Origin of the sequence: Streptomyces sp. NPDC005820 (assembly GCF_040630255.1) — a bacterium.
In the GTDB taxonomy this organism is placed as follows: domain Bacteria; phylum Actinomycetota; class Actinomycetes; order Streptomycetales; family Streptomycetaceae; genus Streptomyces.
Window position 1 is genome coordinate 263,036 of record NZ_JBEXXE010000007.1, and the last position, 16,467, is coordinate 279,502.

Genomic DNA, 16,467 nt, shown 5'->3' on the forward strand with positions numbered 1-16,467 from the left:
CTGCTTGGCTGACGACCCGTCAGGTGCCATGCTATCTGACGGACCATCAGATAAGAATCCGTCCGGCGGAGGGGACCCATGGCGAACGAACTGCCCCGCATCGTCAGCGTCGACGACCATGTCATCGAGCCCGCGCACCTCTTCGCGACCTGGCTCCCGGCCAAATACCGCGAGCGCGGGCCGCAGCCGCTCACCGCGGGCATCGGCGAACTCGCGTACGTGGCCGGGAAGTACCAGATCACCATGGACCCGGACGGCCAGCCCACCGACTGGTGGATCTACGAGGACCTGAAGTTCCCGTACAAGCGCAACATCGCCGCCGTCGGCTTCGACCGGGACGAGATGACCCTGGAGGGCATCACCCGCGAGGAGATGCGGCGCGGCTGCTGGGACCCGAAGGCCCGGCTCGAGGACATGGACCTCAACCACGTCGAGGCGTCCCTGTGCTTCCCGTCCTTCCCGCGCTTCTGCGGCCAGACCTTCGCCGAGGCGCACGACAAGGAGGTCGCGCACGCGTGCGTGCGTGCCTACAACGACTGGATGGTCGAGGAGTGGTGCGGCGACAGCGGCGGCCGCCTCATCCCGCTGTGCCTGATCCCCCTGTGGGACATCGACCTCGCGGTCGCGGAGATCCGGCGCAACGCCGCCCGCGGGGTGCGCGCGGTCACCTTCTCCGAGATCCCCACCCACCTGGGGCTGCCGTCCATCCACTCCGGCTACTGGGACCCGTTCTTCGCCGTGTGCGAGGAGACCGGGACGGTCGTCAACATGCACATCGGCTCGTCCTCGCAGATGCCGGCCGCCTCCCCCGACGCACCCCCCGCCGTCCAGGCCTCCCTGTCCTTCAACAACGCCATGGCCTCGATGATGGACTACCTGTTCAGCGGGGTCCTGGTGAAGTTCCCGGCGCTGAAACTGGCCTACTCGGAGGGCCAGATGGGCTGGATCCCGTACGCCCTGGAGCGCGCCGACGACGTCTGGGAGGAGCACCGGGCCTGGGGCGGTGTCAGGGACCTGATCCCCGAGCCGCCGTCCACGTACTACTACCGGCAGATCTACTGCTGCTTCTTCCGCGACAAGCACGGGGTGGCCTCCCTGGACGTGGTCGGCCGCGACAACGCCACCTTCGAGACCGACTACCCGCACGTGGACTCCACCTTCCCGCACACCAAGGAGGTCGCCCTCGACCACGTCGAGGGCCTCGACGACGAGACGGTCTACAAGCTGATGCGCGGCAACGCGATCCGCATGCTGGACCTGGACTTCGACAAGTGATGGACCTGTCGTACACGCCCGAGGAGGAGGACTTCCGCGCCCGGCTGCGGGAGTGGCTCGGCAAGGCGCTGCCCGCGCTCCCGCCGAAGCCGTCCCCCGACGACTGGCCGGGCCGCCGCGCCTACGACCTCGGCTGGCAGCGGACGCTGTACGACGCCGGGTACGCGCACGTGCACTGGGACGCCGCCCCGACCACCCGGCTGATCTTCCTGGAGGAGACCGAACGGGCCGGCGCGCCCTATGTGGGGGCCAACTTCGTCGGACTGCTGCACGCGGGGCCCACGATCGCCGCGGAGGGCACGGACGCCCAGCGCGCGCGCTGGCTGGAGCCGATCCTGCGCGGCGAGGAGGTCTGGTGCCAGGGCTTCAGCGAACCGGACGCCGGTTCCGACCTCGCGGCGCTGCGCACGCGCGCGTGGCGCGACGGCGACGACTACGTGGTGAGCGGGTCCAAGATCTGGACCTCCCACGCCGAAGTCGCCGACTGGTGCGAACTGCTGGTGCGGACCGACCCCACCGCGGCGAAACACCGCGGCATCACCTGGCTGGCGATGCCCATGGACGCCCCCGGGATCACCGTACGGCCGCTGCGGACGCTCGCCGGGTCCGCCGAGTTCGCCGAGGTGTTCCTCGACGAGGTGCGGGTGCCCGTCGCCCATCGGGTCGGCGACGAGAACGACGGCTGGCGGGTCACCATGGTCACGCTGTCCTTCGAACGCGGCACCGCGTTCGTCGGCGAGGTCGTCGCCTGCCGGCGCGTGCTCGGCGAACTGGCCCGCGAGGCCCGCGCCAACGGCCGCTGGGACGACCCCGTCCTGCGGCGCCGGCTCGCCCTCCTGGAGGCCGAGTTCCGGGCGCTGTGGCGGCTGACCCAGTGGAACGTGAGCGAGGCCTCGGCGGGCGGGGTGCCCGGCGTCGGGGGTTCGGTTTTCAAACTGAGGTACTCGCAGGCCCGTCAGGAGCTGTACGACGCCGCGGCCGACGTCCTGGGCGACGCGGCCCTCGATCTCGACCGGCCCTGGGTGCTCGACCGCCTCTCCTCGCTGTCGTACACCATCGCGGCCGGCACCTCGCAGATCCAGCGCAACATCGTGGCCGAACGGATCCTCGGGCTGCCGAAAGGGCGGTGAGACCTCTCCGTGCGTTTCCGACTGACCGACGACCAGCGGGCGTTGAGACAAGGGGTACGGGACCTGCTCGCCCGGCGTTTCGACCGGGACGCGCTGCGGGCGGCCGTGGAGCGGCCCGCGCTCGACCGGGCGCTGTGGCGGGAGCTGGGCGCGGCCGGCTTCTTCGCGTTGCGGCTGCCGGAGGCGGAGGGCGGGGTCGGACTCGCGCTGCCCGAGGCGGTGTTGGCCTTCGAGGAGGCCGGCCGGGCACTCCTGCCGGGCCCCCTGGTCGCCACCCACCTCGCGGCGGGCCGGGTGCCCGGAGCGGCGGAGGGGGAGACCGTGGTGACGGCCGTGGACGGCGGCGGGCTGGTGGAGTGGCTGGACGAGGCCGACGTCGTGGTCGGGGACGCCTCGCGGGCCGTGGCGCTGCGGTCGGTGGATCCGCTGACACCCTTGCACCGGGTGCCGAGGGGCTCGGCGGGCACGGCACCTGAGCCGGTCGCCGATCCCGTCGCCGAACCGGTCGCCGAACCCGTCGCCGTCCTCCTCACCGCCGCGGAGCAGCTCGGCACGGCCACGCGCGCGTGCGAGCTGGCCGTGCAACACGCGCGGACACGCGAGCAGTTCGGTCGGCCGATCGGCGCCTTCCAGGCCGTCAAGCATCTCTGCGCGGAGCTGCTGGTACGGGCCGAGGTGGCCCGTGCGGCGGTCTACGCGGCCGCCGTCACCGCCGATCCGGCCGACATCGCGGCGGCCCGGCTCCTCGCCGACGAGGCCGCCGTACGCGGTGCGCGGGACTGTCTCCAGGTGTACGGCGGCATGGGGTTCACCTGGGAGGCGGACGTCCATCTGCTGCTGAAACGCGCCTGGGTGCGCACCCGGCGTGCGGGGGGCGGCACGGAGAGTGAGGAACTGCTCGCGCGGGAACTGCTGACCGAAGCGGGCCGGTAGCGCCGCTGCCTGCGCCGATGGCATGAGCGCGGCTCGGACTGCCGTACGGGTGTCGCGGATTGTGGCACACCGGTTTCACGGAGCGTTGATACCGGGTTGTGTCCGATGCGTGACCCGTCACGGCCCGGAGTCGACCGGCCCCTCCGGTACCTTCTGTGGGATGCGAGTGGTTCCGAGCACGAGCCATGCCGGTGGTGCCCCTGGGGCGGTGCCGAAACCGGCGGTGCACGCCGCTGCTCGCAGGGCGGACGGGCCCGAGGTCCCCGCCTGTTCGACTCCCCGGCGCGGGCGTCGCACAGTATGCCGCACGGGTACTCCTTCGCGCTGGAATATGCCCGAAGCGCTTGTTGAGGTGACTGTACGTCAACCAAGCTGTCTCGTAAGGGATTCACGTTCCGTCACGCTGCCTCTGGCTGTTGTTCTGGCCATGCAGAAAATGGCTACGATCGTGGCCCCCGTCGTCATGGTGCCCACGCGACAAGCGTGGCTCGCGTGGCGCACGGCCATGTGTCCGCCGGTTCGGATGGTGTGAGCGGTGCAGGTGCTTCAAGTGCAGCTGGAGATCCGGCCCGACCCCGCAGAAGTGGGGCGCGCCCGGAGGTGGGCCCGGTCGCGCCTGGCCGGGTGCGGCATAGGGGACGACGAACCGCTCGCCGAGACGTTGATCCTGCTCGTCTCCGAACTGGTCACCAACGCCGTGGTGCACACCGGCCGACCGGCCGTGGTGCGGCTGGCCCTGCCGGGCGGCGGACCGGGCGTGGCGGACGGGGCGGCGACCGTCCGGCTGGAGGTGGCGGACACCAGCGACCGTGCCCCCGTGCCCCGTTGCGTGGGCGACGAGGCCACCGGCGGCCGGGGCCTGGCCCTCGTCGACTGTCTCGCGGACCGCTGGGGCTGGAGCGTGGAGGGCGGCGGCAAGCGCATCTGGTGCGAGCTGGACCGCTGTGAGCGGCCCGCCGAGGGTGCGGTGGGCGGCGAGAACGAGGGCGAGCGCGGGGCCCTGACGGCCGGTCGGCAGGCCGCCGCCTACCCGGAGCCGGTGTACCCGAAGGCACCCGTGTACCCGAAGCCGCCGGTCCGCCCGGAACCCGCCTACGAGGGGCGCGCGTTCGAGGCGGTGTGAGGTCCGCGGTGCTGCGATGGGGCCGCGATGGGGCCGCGATGGGGCCGCGACGGGACCGTGGTGGGGCCGCGGTGGGACCGCGACGGTGCCGCGACGGGACCGCGGTGGGGCCGCGACGGGACCGCGACGGGACCGCGGTGGGACCGCGGTGGGGCCGCGGTGGGGCCGAGACGGGGCCGTGGTGGGGCCGCGACGGGGCCGCCGATGGGGCAGTGCCCCGGCGGAGGCGGTCGGATCGGCGGGTCGGTCGACGGGCGCATCCCCGTGAAAGGGCGGCGGTCTGCGGTGCAGGGGCGCAGAAAGCGCTGTCGTCCTCAGCTGGCGCGGCCTCGGTGCGCCCGGATGTGCTTCCGTGCGCGCCCGTTGCAAATAGGGCGTAAGTAACAAATCTCCATCCAGGTGTTGACGCGGCGTGTCCGTTTGATCACGCTTGTGGTCAGCGATTCGCCGCGAGGGGACGACGAGGGTTTCGGTGACACGGGCCCTCGCCGAGTGCGGATCGTGATTCGGCGTCGAGTTCCTCAGGGCCGGAGGGGGAGCCGGGGAGGGTACGCCGAGTCGGATGGCGGCGCGCGGTGCCGTGCTCGGGGCGGGCAGCGGCGCGCCGCCATCGGACGTCTGTCGTCGGACGTCAGAGGACGGCCACGGGGGCCACCGGAGTTCCCGTGCCGCCGACGAACGGCTCCGGCATCGCCGACAGCAGGAACGCATACCGGCGCTCTTGTCCACAGGCTGTGGACAACTCTTCGAGATTCCAGTTCTGGCCCTGCAGCATGCCCATCTCCACCAGATCGAGGGCGTGCACCGGCAGCCACAGGTCCTCGATCTCCGGCGGGAAGATCTCGAACGTCATGGTGTCGTTGGCGACGGCCGCCACATCGCGCGCGTGGAACCACTCCGGCGTCCGCACCGACAGCCCCGGCGACGGGAACGCGTACGCGTGCTTGTCACCGGACAGATAGAGCTGGACCTGCCCGGTCCGTACGAGCACGATGTCGCCGGCACGCACACGCGTACCCGCCAGCTCCTCCGCCGCCTCCAGGTCCTCCGGGGTCACCGGGTGCCCGCCCGCCAGTCGGTCGACGCCACGCGCGCGTGCCACGTCCAGGAGCACCCCGCGCGAGACGATGTGCCGCGCCTTGTCGATCCCGCTGAACTCGGCGCCCGCGTGCGCGGTGATGCCGGACGCCGGACGGCCGTTGTAGATCTTCCCCGAGTGCGAGACATGGGTCAGCGCGTCCCAGTGCGTGGCCGCCTGCAGGCCCATGGTCACGGCGTCGTCGCTGCACGCGACCGTGCCGGGGCCGAAGATCTCCTGATTGATCTGCACCATGGTGTGCATCGGGTTGACCCGCCCCGGGATCATCCCGGTCTGCACCCCGTCCTCGCGCAGGGGGAGGGCGAGCGGCACCCGGCGCCCCGAGCGGATCTCGGCGGCCGCGCCGCGCACCACCTCGTCGGTGATCAGGTTGAGCGTGCCGATCTCGTCGGCGGCCCCCCAGCGCCCCCAGTTGTTGACGCGCTTGGCGATGTCGTGGAACTCCTCCGGCAGTGCCATCCGGTGCCTCCCCGGGGCTTGTCCTCGCCCGTCCGGCGGGACATAAAATCTAACGGTCCGTCAGATACGTTCTTCGGAAGCATCTAACCGTCCGTCAGAAAACGCGGGAAGGGGCCGGGCGTGGGGAACTTCTTGGCCGGCAAGGTCGTCGCCGTCACCGGGGCGGGACGGGGCATCGGACGGGCGGTGGCGCTCGCGGCTGCGGCCGAGGGCGCCCGGGTCGTCGTCAACGACTACGGGGTGGGCGTGGACGGCGCGTCGCCCACGAGCGAGGTCGCCGACGCCGTCGTCAAGGAGATCGAGGCGGCGGGCGGTCAGGCCGTCGCGGTCGCCGACGACATCTCCACGATGGCGGGCGGACAGCGGGTCGTGGACACCGCCCTGGAGGCGTACGGGCGGCTCGACGGGGTCGTCTGCGTCGCCGGGATCCTGCGCGAGCGGATGCTGTTCAACATGTCCGAGGAGGAGTGGGACCCGGTCGTCGCCACCCATCTCAAGGGCACCTTCACGGTCTTCCGGGCGGCCTCCGCGGTCATGCGCCGGCAGGGGTCCGGCACGCTCATCGGCTTCACCAGCGGCAACCACCAGGGGTCCGTCTCGCAGGCCAACTACAGCGCCGCGAAGGGCGGGATCATCTCCCTGGTGCGCAGCGCCGCGCTGGGCCTGCACAAGTACGGGGTGACCGCCAACGCGGTCGCGCCGGTCGCGCGGACGCGGATGTCGGCCGGGGTGCCGATGGAGCTCGCGGAGATCGGGGAGCCGGAGGATGTCGCCGCGATGGTGATTTTCCTTTTGTCGGACCGCTCGCGGGAGCTGGGGATAACCGGGCAGGTCTACACGGTCGCCGGTGCGAAGATCGCTGTGTGGGCACAGCCGCGGGAGCTGCGCGCCGCGTATGCCGAGGGGGGTTCCTGGACGGCGTCGCGGATCGCGGAGGTGCTGCCGGGGTCGGTGGGGGTGGATCCGATGCCGATGCTGGAGCGGCTGGAGGAGATGCGGCGGGCCGCGGCCGAAGGGAGCCGGCCGAACGCCCAATGACTCGGGGGCCGAGTCGTTCGGCGGGTGCGGGTCGCCTGTGGCTGGTCGCGCCCCGCGGCGGAGCCGCATATCGATACAGCCCCGCGCCCCTGCCGGAGTTGCTGGTGGCGTATCTCAGGGAGGTGGACGTGGATTTCGGGTTTGATCCGGCGGATGACGAGTTTCGCCTCGAAGCTCGTGCCTGGCTCGGTGAGCATGTGCCGGGGGCTTCGGACCGGCGTGGTTGGGAACGCACACTCGGGGCTGCCGGGTGGATCGGGCTGGGGTGGGGGGAGGGGGGGTACGGCAACCGGACCGCCGGTCTGACTCGGCAGGTCGCCTGGGCCGAGGAGTACGCGCGGTCGGGCGCCCCGCCCCGGTCCGGGCACATCGGGGAGAACCTGCTCGCGCCCACCCTCCTCGCCCATGGCACCGCCGAGCAGAAGGCCCGGTTCCTGCCGCCCGTCGCCGCCGGGGTCGAGCTCTGGTGCCAGGGGTACAGCGAGCCCGGTGCCGGGTCCGACCTCGCCGGGGTGCGGACGCGGGCGGAGGCCGACGAGGGCGGGCGGACGTACCGCATCACCGGGCAGAAGATCTGGACCTCCCTCGCGCACGAGGCCGACTGGTGTTTCGTGCTCGCCCGCACCGACCCCGACTCCACCCGTCACCACGGGCTGTCCTTCCTCCTCGTGCCCATGGACCAGCCGGGCCGGATCGAGGTGCGGCCCATCCGGCAGCTGACCGGCACCAGCGAGTTCAACGAGGTCTTCTTCGACGGGGCACAGGCGCGTGCGGAGCATGTCGTGGGGGCCGTGGGGGGCGGCTGGCGGGTCGCCATGAGTCTCCTCGGGTTCGAGCGCGGGGTGTCGACGCTCGCCCAGCAGATCGGGTTCGCCGAGGAACTGGGGCGCGTGGTCCGTACGGCCGTGGCGACGGGCGCCGCCGACGATCCCGTCGTACGCGAACGGCTGGTGCGGCTGTGGGCCGAGCTGCGGACCATGCGGTGGAACGCGCTGCGGACCCTGGGCGGATCGGGCGGGCCGGGGGCGCCCAGCGTTGCCAAGCTGCTGTGGGCGGGCTGGCATCAGCGGCTCGGGGAGGCCGCGGTGGGGGTGCGGGGCGCGTCCGCGAGCGCGGGCCCGTCCGACTGGACGCCCGCGGCGCCGTACGAACTGGACGACGCGCAGCACCTGTTCCTGTTCTCCCGGGCCGACACGATCTACGGCGGCTCGGACCAGATCCAGCGCACGATCATCGCCGAGCGCGTGCTCGGCCTGCCCAGAGAGCGCAAGGGGGTCGTCTGATGCGAGGCGTGCTGTTCGACGGGAAGCGGGCGGAGGTCGTCGACGACCTCGACGTACGCGATCCGGGGCCCGGCGAGGTGCTCGTGGCGATCTCGGCGGCCGGGCTGTGCCACAGCGACCTGTCGGTGGTCGACGGGACGATCCCCTTCCCGGCGCCGGTGGTGCTCGGGCATGAGGGGGCGGGTGTGGTGGAGGCCGTGGGGGCCGGGGTCACCCATGTCGCCCCCGGCGACCATGTGGCCCTGTCCACCCTCGCCAGCTGCGGCACCTGCGCCGAGTGCGACCGGGGGCGGCCGACGATGTGCCGGCAGGCGATCGGACGGCCGCAGAAGCCGTTCACGCGCGCGGGGCGGGCGGTGTACCAGTTCGCCTCCAACTCCGCCTTCGCCGAGCGGACGGTCGTGAAGGCCGTCCAGGCGGTGCGGATACCCGAGGACATCCCGCTGCCGTCCGCCGCCCTGATCGGATGCGGGGTGCTGACCGGGGTGGGCGCCGTGCTCAACCGCGCGCGGGTGGGGTACGGCGAGAGCGTCGTCGTCATCGGCACGGGCGGGATCGGGCTCAACGTGCTCCAGGGCGCGCGGATCGCGGGCGCGCTGCGGATCGTCGCCGTCGACTCCAACCCGGCCAAGGAGGCGGTGGCCCGGCGGTTCGGGGCGACCGACTTCCTGACGTCCACGGAAGGCGTGCGGGACGTGCTGCCGACGGGCGCGGACCATGTCTTCGAGTGCGTGGGACGGGTGGAGCTCATCCGGGCCGCCGTCGACCTGCTCGACCGGCACGGACAGGCGATCCTGCTCGGCGTGCCGCCGGCGACCGCGGAGGCGTCCTTCCTGGTCTCCTCCCTCTACCTCGACAAGTCCATCCTGGGCTGCCGCTACGGCGCCTCGCGCCCCCAGCGGGACATCGCCCTGTACGCCGACCTGTACCGCGAGGGCCGACTGCTCCTCGACGAACTCGTCACCCAGACCTACCCGGTGGAGGACTTCGAGAAGGCGGCGGCGGACGCGGAGGCGGGACGGGTGGCGAGAGGGGTGCTCACGTTCTAGGTCGTGTCCGCAAAGTCCCGTCGTCCGCCCGAAGGGCGGGCCGCGCACCAGGCGTCGTGGGGCAGACGGGACTTTGCGGACACGGCCTAGGGAGTGGTCGGCTCGGTGCGGTCGCGTGCGATCGCGGCGAGCGTCAGCAGCGCCTCGAACGCCGCGAAGGAGGCCAGCCGCACGCTCCAGGAGCCCACCGAGGACGCCGCGATGTCGGCGAACGCCGGCATCCGCAACAGCACGGCGCCCAGGGCGAACCCGCCCACAAAGCCGACGACCACGGCCCACGTCGGCGGTTCGTGGATGACGCACACCACGATGCCGGCGAGGGCCACGACGACGCAGAGCACGATGACCAAGGTGAGATACATGCCTTCAGTGTTCCGGCGGACGGAGCCGTTCCCATCGTCTGGGCGGACGAACCCCGTCTGTATCTGTGGGTGGAGACGGGCGTCAGGCGGGCGGCGGACGGTCGAGGCCGTGCAGCAGTTCGCGCATGGCGGCGAGCGTCGAGCGGGCCTCGGCCGCGACCTCGTCCAGCCGCCTCGCGCGGGCCAGCTCCACCAGCTGCGCCGTGCGATGCAGTACGGCATCGCTCAACTGTCCGGCCAGCAGCTCCCGTTCCGCTCCGGCGGACCGGTCGGCCTGCCACGCGGAACTGGCGAGCGCGAAGTCGTCCTGAGCGAGCACGCGCAGCCGGCGCCGGCGGACCAGCAGTCCGGTGCCCCACAGGAGCGCGAAGCCCGCGCCCGCCGGCACGCCGAACGCCACGATCAGCCCGGCTGCGGTGAGCCACGTGAGCCGGTCGGCCGGCAGACCGCCGCCGGCGGCCGCCGTGGCGAGCAGCGCACCGGTGCTCACCGTCCCCGTCGCCACCAGCCACGGCCAGGTGCGGGCGCCGCGATGGCTGTAGGCGCCCAGCGCGTTCACCGCGAGACATTCGGCGACCAGCCCGACGACGAAGTAGGGGGACAACCGCGACAGAGGGGCCAGCGCGGTCGCCACGGGCCAGAGCAGGGAGCTCGCCAGGACACCCGCGAGCGCGGCCCGGGGCGCGCGCCGCCGCCACACCAGGGGAAGACCGTGGAGCGCGAACAGAACGGAGACCAGGACGATGCCGGGGACGGCCGCCTGCCTGACCGGCCGGCTCCAGTCCTCGGCCCCGACCACGACGAAGAAGACCGGCAGCACCGCGGCGGTGAACGCGAGGGCCGGGTCGGCCAGCAACTGCTCCCGCAGGACGTCCCGCTGCCAGCCCTGCGCGGTCTGCGCCCGGCCCGTGTCGGGCAGCACCGCCTCGACCCGCCAGCCGCCCTCGGCCGTCGGACCGGCGTCGAGCTCACCGCCGACCGCGGCCGCGCGCTGCCCCATGCCCTTGATGCCGCGACCCGACCCCGTGATACCGGTCGTACGGGATCCCCGCGCCTCCGAGGGGCCGTTGGTCACCGACAGCAGCAACCGCCCTTCGTCGCGCCGTGCACAGACCCGTACGGCCGCGCCGGGGGCGTACCGGACGGCGTTGGTGAGGGCTTCGCGCACGATCCCGTGGACGGCCTCCCCCACCGGACCGGTCAGGTCCGGGGGAAGTTCCGTGGCGATGGGGCGGCCCAGCCGGCCGAAGCCCGCGACCAGTTCCTGGATGCGGCCGGTGAGCGATTCGGCCTCGCGCGGTTCCGGGTCCCGCATGAGTCCCACCAGCCGCTGGAGCGACGTCTGCGTCTCGAGGCCGGTGCGTTCCGCGAACTCCAGGGCCTCGGCCGTCAGCTCCGGCCGTGTGCCGCCGAGCCTCAGTGCCGCGTCCACGGTGACGACCACCGAGGTCAGATGATGGGCGCTCACATCGTGCAACTCACGGGCGAGACGCTGCCGTTCGTTCTCCGCGGCATGCCGCCGGCCCTCCTCGGCGCCCGCCAGCCGACGGGCCGCGGTCAGGCGCCTCGCTCGCCACTTGCGGCGCGCCTCGCCCAGGCCCGCGCAGAGCACGTACAGCAGGGCCGCGACCGCCCATTCCGCCACGGGCACCGTACGGAACCCCGCCCGCGCGAACGACAGGAGCCACTCGGCGGCGACGACGGCGGCGACGGCCCGCAGTGTCACGGGAAGGGGGCAGCGCACCGCGACCGAGTACAGGGACACCATGGCGCCCAGCGCGAAGTAGCCGTCCTGCCAGGCGATCAGCCCGACGGTCATGGTGGCGACCGACCAGGCCAGGGAGCTCACCGGGGCCTGCCGGCGCCGCCCCAGGGCCGCCGTCTCCACCGCGAGGGCGCACCCGACCGCCCCGGACGCGACCGCTCCGCGCAGATCGCCGTCCCGCCAGGGGCCCGCGATCGCCAGCCAGCCGAGCTGTGCCGCCGCCAGCAGTGCGGGGAGCAGCCACCGGCGGATCGTCTCTGTCTCAGGCATGACTCTGCTCGCGCTCCCAGTCCGGGCGAGTTCCCCGGTGCAGAAGCATCTTGGCATGTTCATCTGAGGGCGGGTCGGGTGAGGTTCTGGGTGACGGCGGGTGGCCCCACGACCGGCCGGAAATCCATGGGGCGTTGTCGGACCCACGCCGTACCGTCGAAGCATGAGCTACCGCGACCTCGCCTCCCGACAGGTCCTGACCTGGGCCTGCACCGCCGTCGGCGCCCGGATGCCGGTCGCCATGGCCCCGCTCGCGCTGGTGTTCCTGGTGCGGGAGCGCCCCGGCGGGTACTCCCTGGGGGCGATCCTCGCGGCGGCCTACGTCCTCGGCGAGATCGTGGGCGCCCCCGTCCTCGGGATGCGGCTGCGCCCCGAGCGGGCCCGCGCCCACCTGGCCGTCGGCCTCGGGTCCGGGACCGTCGGCTTCGCCGGGCTGGGTGTCCTGCCGGGCGCGCATCCCGCCGTGCTCGGCGGGTTCGCGTTCCTGGCCGGTGCCGCGCCCGGTGCCGCCACCGGCGGCCTGCGCACCCTGCTCACCGAACTGGTCCCGGAGCGGGCGGCGGCGCAGGCGCTCTCCGCCGAGTCGATACTGACGGCCGGCGTGTGGGCGGTCTCCCCGGCCGCCGTCGCCGGCCTGGCCCTCGGCGTCGCGCCGCGCGTCCCGCTGCTCCTCGCCGCCGCCCTGATGGCCGCCTCGGTCGCGTTCCTGTGGCTGCTCCCGGCCGCCTGGGGCGCGGACGGCGCCACCGGCGCGGACCGCCCGGGGGTGTCGCTGCCGCGCGTCCTGGCCGGCGCCTGGCCGGTGTATGTGACGGGCGCGGCCAGCCTGACCCTGCTCGGCCTCTCCGAACTGGTCCTGCCGGCCCTGCTCGAACAGCGGGGCGTCGGCGTCGGCTGGTCCGGCCCGCTGCTGACCGGGATGGCGGTGGGCGGCGGGCTCGGCGCGTTCGTCCACGGACTGCGGGCCTGGCCGGGGCGGCTGCGCGAGCGCAGCGCGGTCCTGATGGCCGGCACCTCGGTGTGTGTGACGGCCGCCGCGCTGATACCGCACGCGGCGGGGATCGCGGTGGCGCTGACCGTGGGCGGCATGCTCCAGTCGGGCGCGATGCTCACCCGCAACCTGTCCCTGCGCGAGGCCCTTCCGCCGGGCGCGCTGGCCGCGGGCTACTCCGTCATGTACGCGGCGGCGGGGGCGGGTTACGCGGCGACGGGTTCGCTGGCCGGCGCGCTGCTGCGGGTGGTGGCGCCGTCCACGGCCGTCCTGGCCGGGGTGGGGCTGACGTTGGTGCTGACCGGGATCGGCTGGTGGGGCGAGGCCCGGCACGCCGCCCGGTCAGCTCGGGGCGCCGACACCGCCGTGGCGCTCGCGCTCGCCGGTGCCCGTCCCGCCGCTGCCGGTCCGGAAGGTGCGGCGGTACGCGGTGGGCGTGACCCCGAGGGCCGCCTGTAGGTGCTGCCGCATCGACTGGGCGGTGCCGAACCCGGAGTCCCGGGCGACCTGGTCGACGGACCGGTCGGTGGACTCCAGCAGGTGCCGGGCCCGTTCGACGCGCTGCTGGGTGAGCCACTGGCCCGGGCTGACGCCGGTCTCCTCACGGAAGCGGCGGGTGAACGTCCGTACGGACAGGGACTCCTGCGCGGCCATGTCCCGCAGCTGGATCGGCTCGTGCAGCCGTCCGAGCGCCCAGGCGCGCGCGGTGGTCGTGCCGGCCTGCTCCGGATCGGGCACGGGCCGCTCGATGTACTGCGCCTGACCGCCGTCGCGGTGCGGCGGTACGACGGTGCGGCGGGCGACGTCGTTGGCGACCGCGGTGCCGTGGTCGCGGCGGACCATGTGCAGGCACAGGTCGATGCCGGCGGCGACCCCGGCGGAGGTGAGGATGTCGCCGTCGTCGATGAACAGCACGTCCGGGTCGACGTCGATCTTCGGGAAGAGCTGCTGCAGATGCTCGGCGTCGGCCCAGTGCGTGGTGGCGGGGCGGCCGTCCAGACGGCCGGTGGCGGCGAGGACGTACACCCCGGTGCAGATGGAGGCGAGGCGGGTGCCGGGGCGGATGTGCGCGAGCGCGGCGGCGAGTTCGTCGGTGAGCACGCCCTCCTCGAAGACCGGGCCGAGTTCGTAGGAGGCGGGCACGACGACGGTGTCGGCGGTGGCGAGGGTCTCCGGCCCGTGCTCCACCATGATCGCGAAGTCGGCGTCGGTGTGGACCGGGCCCGGTGGCCGGATCGAGCAGGTCACGACCTCGTACAGCGGGCGTCCCTCGGCGTCCTTGGGGCGGCCGAAGATGCGGTGCGGGATGCCCAGCTCGAAGGGGAGGATGCCGTCCAGGGCGAGGACGACGACGCGGTGCGGACGGACGTCACGGCCATGACTGCTCATGGCCCGATCCTATCGAACGCTGACCTTCGGGCCAGTGGTGGCGGAGAGCCGGACATCGGACCCTTAGTGACGTGACCCAGACAAGCGAGGCTCCCGCAGCCATACAGGCACAGAAGCCCCCCGCCCGTTTCCGTATCCACCGCGCCTGGTTCGTCGCCGCCGTCACCTTCGTCACGATCATCGGCGCGGCCGCCTTCCGCTCGCTGCCCGGCCTGCTCATCGACCCGCTGCACCAGGAGTTCGGCTGGTCGCGCGGCACGATCGGCGCGGCCGTCTCGATCAACCTGGCCCTGTACGGGCTCACCGCGCCGTTCGCCGCCGCGCTGATGGACCGCTTCGGCATCCGCCGGGTGGTGGCGGTCGCCCTGACCGTGATCGCGCTCGGCTCGGGCCTCACCGTATGGATGACGGCGGCCTGGCAACTGCTCCTGTGCTGGGGCCTGCTGGTCGGTCTGGGCTCCGGCTCGATGGCGCTGGCCTTCGCCGCGACGGTCACCAACCGCTGGTTCACCGAGCGCCGCGGCCTGGTCAGCGGCATCCTCACCGCAGCCTCCGCCTCCGGCCAGCTGATCTTCCTGCCGCTGCTGTCCTGGATGATCACCCGCTACGACTGGCGCCCGGCCGCCGTCACGGTGGCCCTGGCCGCCCTCGCCGTCGTCCCCTTCGTCTGGCTGCTGCTGCGCGACCACCCGGCGGACGTGGGGGCGAGCCCGTACGGCGCGAAGGAGTTCGTGCCGAAGCCGCCGCCCGTGCAGGGCGCCGCGCGCCGCACCGTCAAGGTCCTGATCTCGGCGATGCGCACCGGCCCCTTCTGGCTGCTCGCCGGCACCTTCGCGATCTGCGGCGCCTCCACCAACGGCCTGGTCCAGACCCACTTCGTGCCGGCCGCCCACGACCACGGCATGCCGGTCACGGCGGCGGCCTCGCTCCTCGCGGTCATCGGCGTCTTCGACGTCGTCGGCACGATCGCCTCCGGCTGGTTCACCGACCGCTTCTCCCCGCGCCGCCTCCTGGCGGTGTACTACGCGCTGCGCGGCATCTCGCTCCTCTTCCTCCCCATGCTGCTGGCCCCCTCCGTCCACCCCCCGATGATCTTCTTCATCGTCTTCTACGGCCTCGACTGGGTCGCCACCGTCCCGCCCACCCTCGCCCTGTGCCGCGAGCACTACGGCGACGACAGCGCCATCGTCTTCGGCTGGGTCCTCGCCTCCCACCAGGTCGGCGCGGCCCTGATCGCCTTCCTCGGCGGCGTCGCCCGCGACACCTTCGGCTCGTACGACGTGGTCTGGTACGCGTCGGGTGCCCTGTGCGCGGCGGCCGCGCTGATGGCGCTGGTCATCCGGCGGCGGCCGACGAGCCAGGCCCTGGCGGTGGCCTGACGGCGACGGCTTCCGGCTAGGCGCGCGGCTGTAGGAACCGGCCCCTGTGGAACAGCAGGGGCTCTTCCTCGTCCCCGTCGGCCGTCGCCCCCAGGGCGTTCACCCGGCCCACGACGATGAGGTGGTCGCCTCCGGTGTGGACCGCGTGGATGGTGCAGTCGATCCACGCGAGCGTGCCGGCGAGGCGCGGGGAGCCCGTGGCAGGCGCCGCGTCGAAGGGCACGCCCGCGAACTTGTCGGCGCCGCTCACCGCGAAGGCGCGGCACAGCGCGGCCTGGCTCGCGGCGAGGACGTTGACGCAGAAGGCGCCCGCGTGGGCGATGCGCGGCCAGGTCGTGGACGTACGGCCGACCATGAAGGCGACCAGGGGCGGGTCGAGGGAGAGGGAGGAGAAGGACTGGCAGGCGAAGCCGGCGGGGCCGTCCGGCGTCGTCGCCGTGACAACGGTCACGCCCGACGCGAAGTTCCCCAGCACCCGCCGGAACGCGCCCTGGTCCACCGGCGCCCGCTCGTCCTCACGGACGCAGCGCAGTTCGGGACGGGGCAGCGGTTCGACCGGGCCCGCCCTCAAGTAACGGACGGCGGCGGCCGCCATCCCCGCGTGTCCCATCATGTCCTCATTGAAGCTGACGGCATGTCAGATAGGAAGGGGTGTGAGGCGCTCTGGCGTGCGCACGTACGCTGCGCCCATGGGGTGGGGTGGCATGCGCACGAAAATGGGCCTGAGAAAGGCCGACGCCGAGGTGACCGCGGCGGTCGCCGTGGGCGCGGCACAGCTTCCGGCGGCCTGGCTGCTCTGTTGACATCCTCCCCCTCTTCAAAAGAGGGGGATTCCAACCTGTTTGGGTTGAGGTTCACGGACGTTCTTCGACCGCGTGGGCGGTGTCGTCCCTCCGGCACCGGCTGTTCGCCGGGGGCGGGG

14 protein-coding genes are annotated in these 16,467 nt (G+C 73.0%); 9 read left to right on the top strand and 5 right to left on the bottom strand.

Features of this window, described 5'->3' with window-relative positions:
• The first annotated feature begins 78 nt into the window (after positions 1-78).
• From ABZ464_RS11465 to ABZ464_RS11480, 4 genes are all read left to right on the top strand, one after another.
• Positions 79-1,275: an amidohydrolase family protein gene (locus ABZ464_RS11465; protein ID WP_359274328.1), complete on the top strand. Its 1,197-nt coding sequence runs from the start codon at positions 79-81 to the stop codon at positions 1,273-1,275.
• A complete protein-coding gene (locus ABZ464_RS11470) occupies positions 1,275-2,405 on the top strand; it encodes an acyl-CoA dehydrogenase family protein (RefSeq protein WP_359274331.1) in 1,131 nt (376 codons plus the stop codon). The genes ABZ464_RS11465 and ABZ464_RS11470 overlap by 1 nt, the downstream gene beginning before the upstream one ends.
• Before the next feature lie 9 nt (positions 2,406-2,414).
• Positions 2,415-3,338: an acyl-CoA dehydrogenase family protein gene (locus ABZ464_RS11475; RefSeq protein WP_359274334.1), complete on the top strand. Its 924-nt coding sequence runs from the start codon at positions 2,415-2,417 to the stop codon at positions 3,336-3,338.
• A 550-nt stretch (positions 3,339-3,888) separates the two neighbouring features.
• The gene (locus ABZ464_RS11480; protein WP_359274390.1) at positions 3,889-4,461 is read left to right on the top strand and encodes an ATP-binding protein; all 573 of its coding nucleotides are present in this window, start codon (positions 3,889-3,891) and stop codon (positions 4,459-4,461) included.
• A 631-nt stretch (positions 4,462-5,092) separates the two neighbouring features.
• Here ABZ464_RS11480 and ABZ464_RS11485 read toward each other — a convergent pair.
• On the bottom strand, positions 5,093-6,019 hold the full coding sequence (locus ABZ464_RS11485) for a cyclase family protein (RefSeq protein WP_359274337.1): 927 nt from the start codon (positions 6,017-6,019) through the stop codon (positions 5,093-5,095).
• 120 nt (positions 6,020-6,139) lie between these two features.
• On the opposite strand from ABZ464_RS11485, the gene ABZ464_RS11490 reads away from it, so the two are divergent.
• The 3 genes from ABZ464_RS11490 (at position 6,140) to ABZ464_RS11500 (ending at position 9,389) form a co-directional block, all read left to right on the top strand.
• Entirely contained in the window at positions 6,140-7,057 is a 918-nt protein-coding gene (locus ABZ464_RS11490) for an SDR family oxidoreductase (RefSeq protein ID WP_359274340.1), read from the top strand.
• Positions 7,058-7,185: 128 nt separating this feature from the next.
• Positions 7,186-8,340 carry an acyl-CoA dehydrogenase family protein gene (locus ABZ464_RS11495; RefSeq protein ID WP_359274343.1) on the top strand — a complete coding sequence of 385 codons (1,155 nt, stop codon included), beginning with the start codon at positions 7,186-7,188 and terminating at the stop codon, positions 8,338-8,340.
• Positions 8,340-9,389, top strand: a complete 1,050-nt coding sequence (locus ABZ464_RS11500) for a Zn-dependent alcohol dehydrogenase (RefSeq protein WP_359274346.1) — start codon at positions 8,340-8,342, stop codon at positions 9,387-9,389. Before ABZ464_RS11495 ends, ABZ464_RS11500 begins: the two co-directional genes overlap by 1 nt.
• An 86-nt stretch (positions 9,390-9,475) precedes the next feature.
• Here ABZ464_RS11500 and ABZ464_RS11505 read toward each other — a convergent pair whose 3' ends face one another.
• Both ABZ464_RS11505 and ABZ464_RS11510 read right to left on the bottom strand, forming a co-directional pair.
• Complete coding sequence (locus tag ABZ464_RS11505; RefSeq protein ID WP_359274349.1) at positions 9,476-9,751, bottom strand: hypothetical protein; 276 nt, start codon at positions 9,749-9,751, stop codon at positions 9,476-9,478.
• Positions 9,752-9,833: 82 nt separating this feature from the next.
• Entirely contained in the window at positions 9,834-11,786 is a 1,953-nt protein-coding gene (locus ABZ464_RS11510; RefSeq protein WP_359274351.1) for a histidine kinase, read from the bottom strand.
• A 163-nt stretch (positions 11,787-11,949) separates the two neighbouring features.
• Between ABZ464_RS11510 and ABZ464_RS11515 the strand changes: the two genes are divergently transcribed.
• Positions 11,950-13,236: an MFS transporter gene (locus tag ABZ464_RS11515; protein ID WP_359274354.1), complete on the top strand. Its 1,287-nt coding sequence runs from the start codon at positions 11,950-11,952 to the stop codon at positions 13,234-13,236.
• On the opposite strand, the gene ABZ464_RS11520 is transcribed toward ABZ464_RS11515, so the two are convergent.
• On the bottom strand, positions 13,120-14,166 hold the full coding sequence (locus ABZ464_RS11520; RefSeq protein ID WP_359274357.1) for a helix-turn-helix domain-containing protein: 1,047 nt from the start codon (positions 14,164-14,166) through the stop codon (positions 13,120-13,122). The genes ABZ464_RS11515 and ABZ464_RS11520 overlap by 117 nt on opposite strands.
• A gap of 71 nt (positions 14,167-14,237) precedes the next feature.
• Between ABZ464_RS11520 and ABZ464_RS11525 the strand changes: the two genes are divergently transcribed.
• On the top strand, positions 14,238-15,545 hold the full coding sequence (locus tag ABZ464_RS11525; RefSeq protein WP_359274359.1) for an MFS transporter: 1,308 nt from the start codon (positions 14,238-14,240) through the stop codon (positions 15,543-15,545).
• A 16-nt stretch (positions 15,546-15,561) separates the two neighbouring features.
• On the opposite strand, the gene ABZ464_RS11530 is transcribed toward ABZ464_RS11525, so the two are convergent.
• Positions 15,562-16,155, bottom strand: a complete 594-nt coding sequence (locus ABZ464_RS11530; protein WP_359274393.1) for a flavin reductase family protein — start codon at positions 16,153-16,155, stop codon at positions 15,562-15,564.
• Between the last annotated feature and the right edge of the window lie 312 nt (positions 16,156-16,467).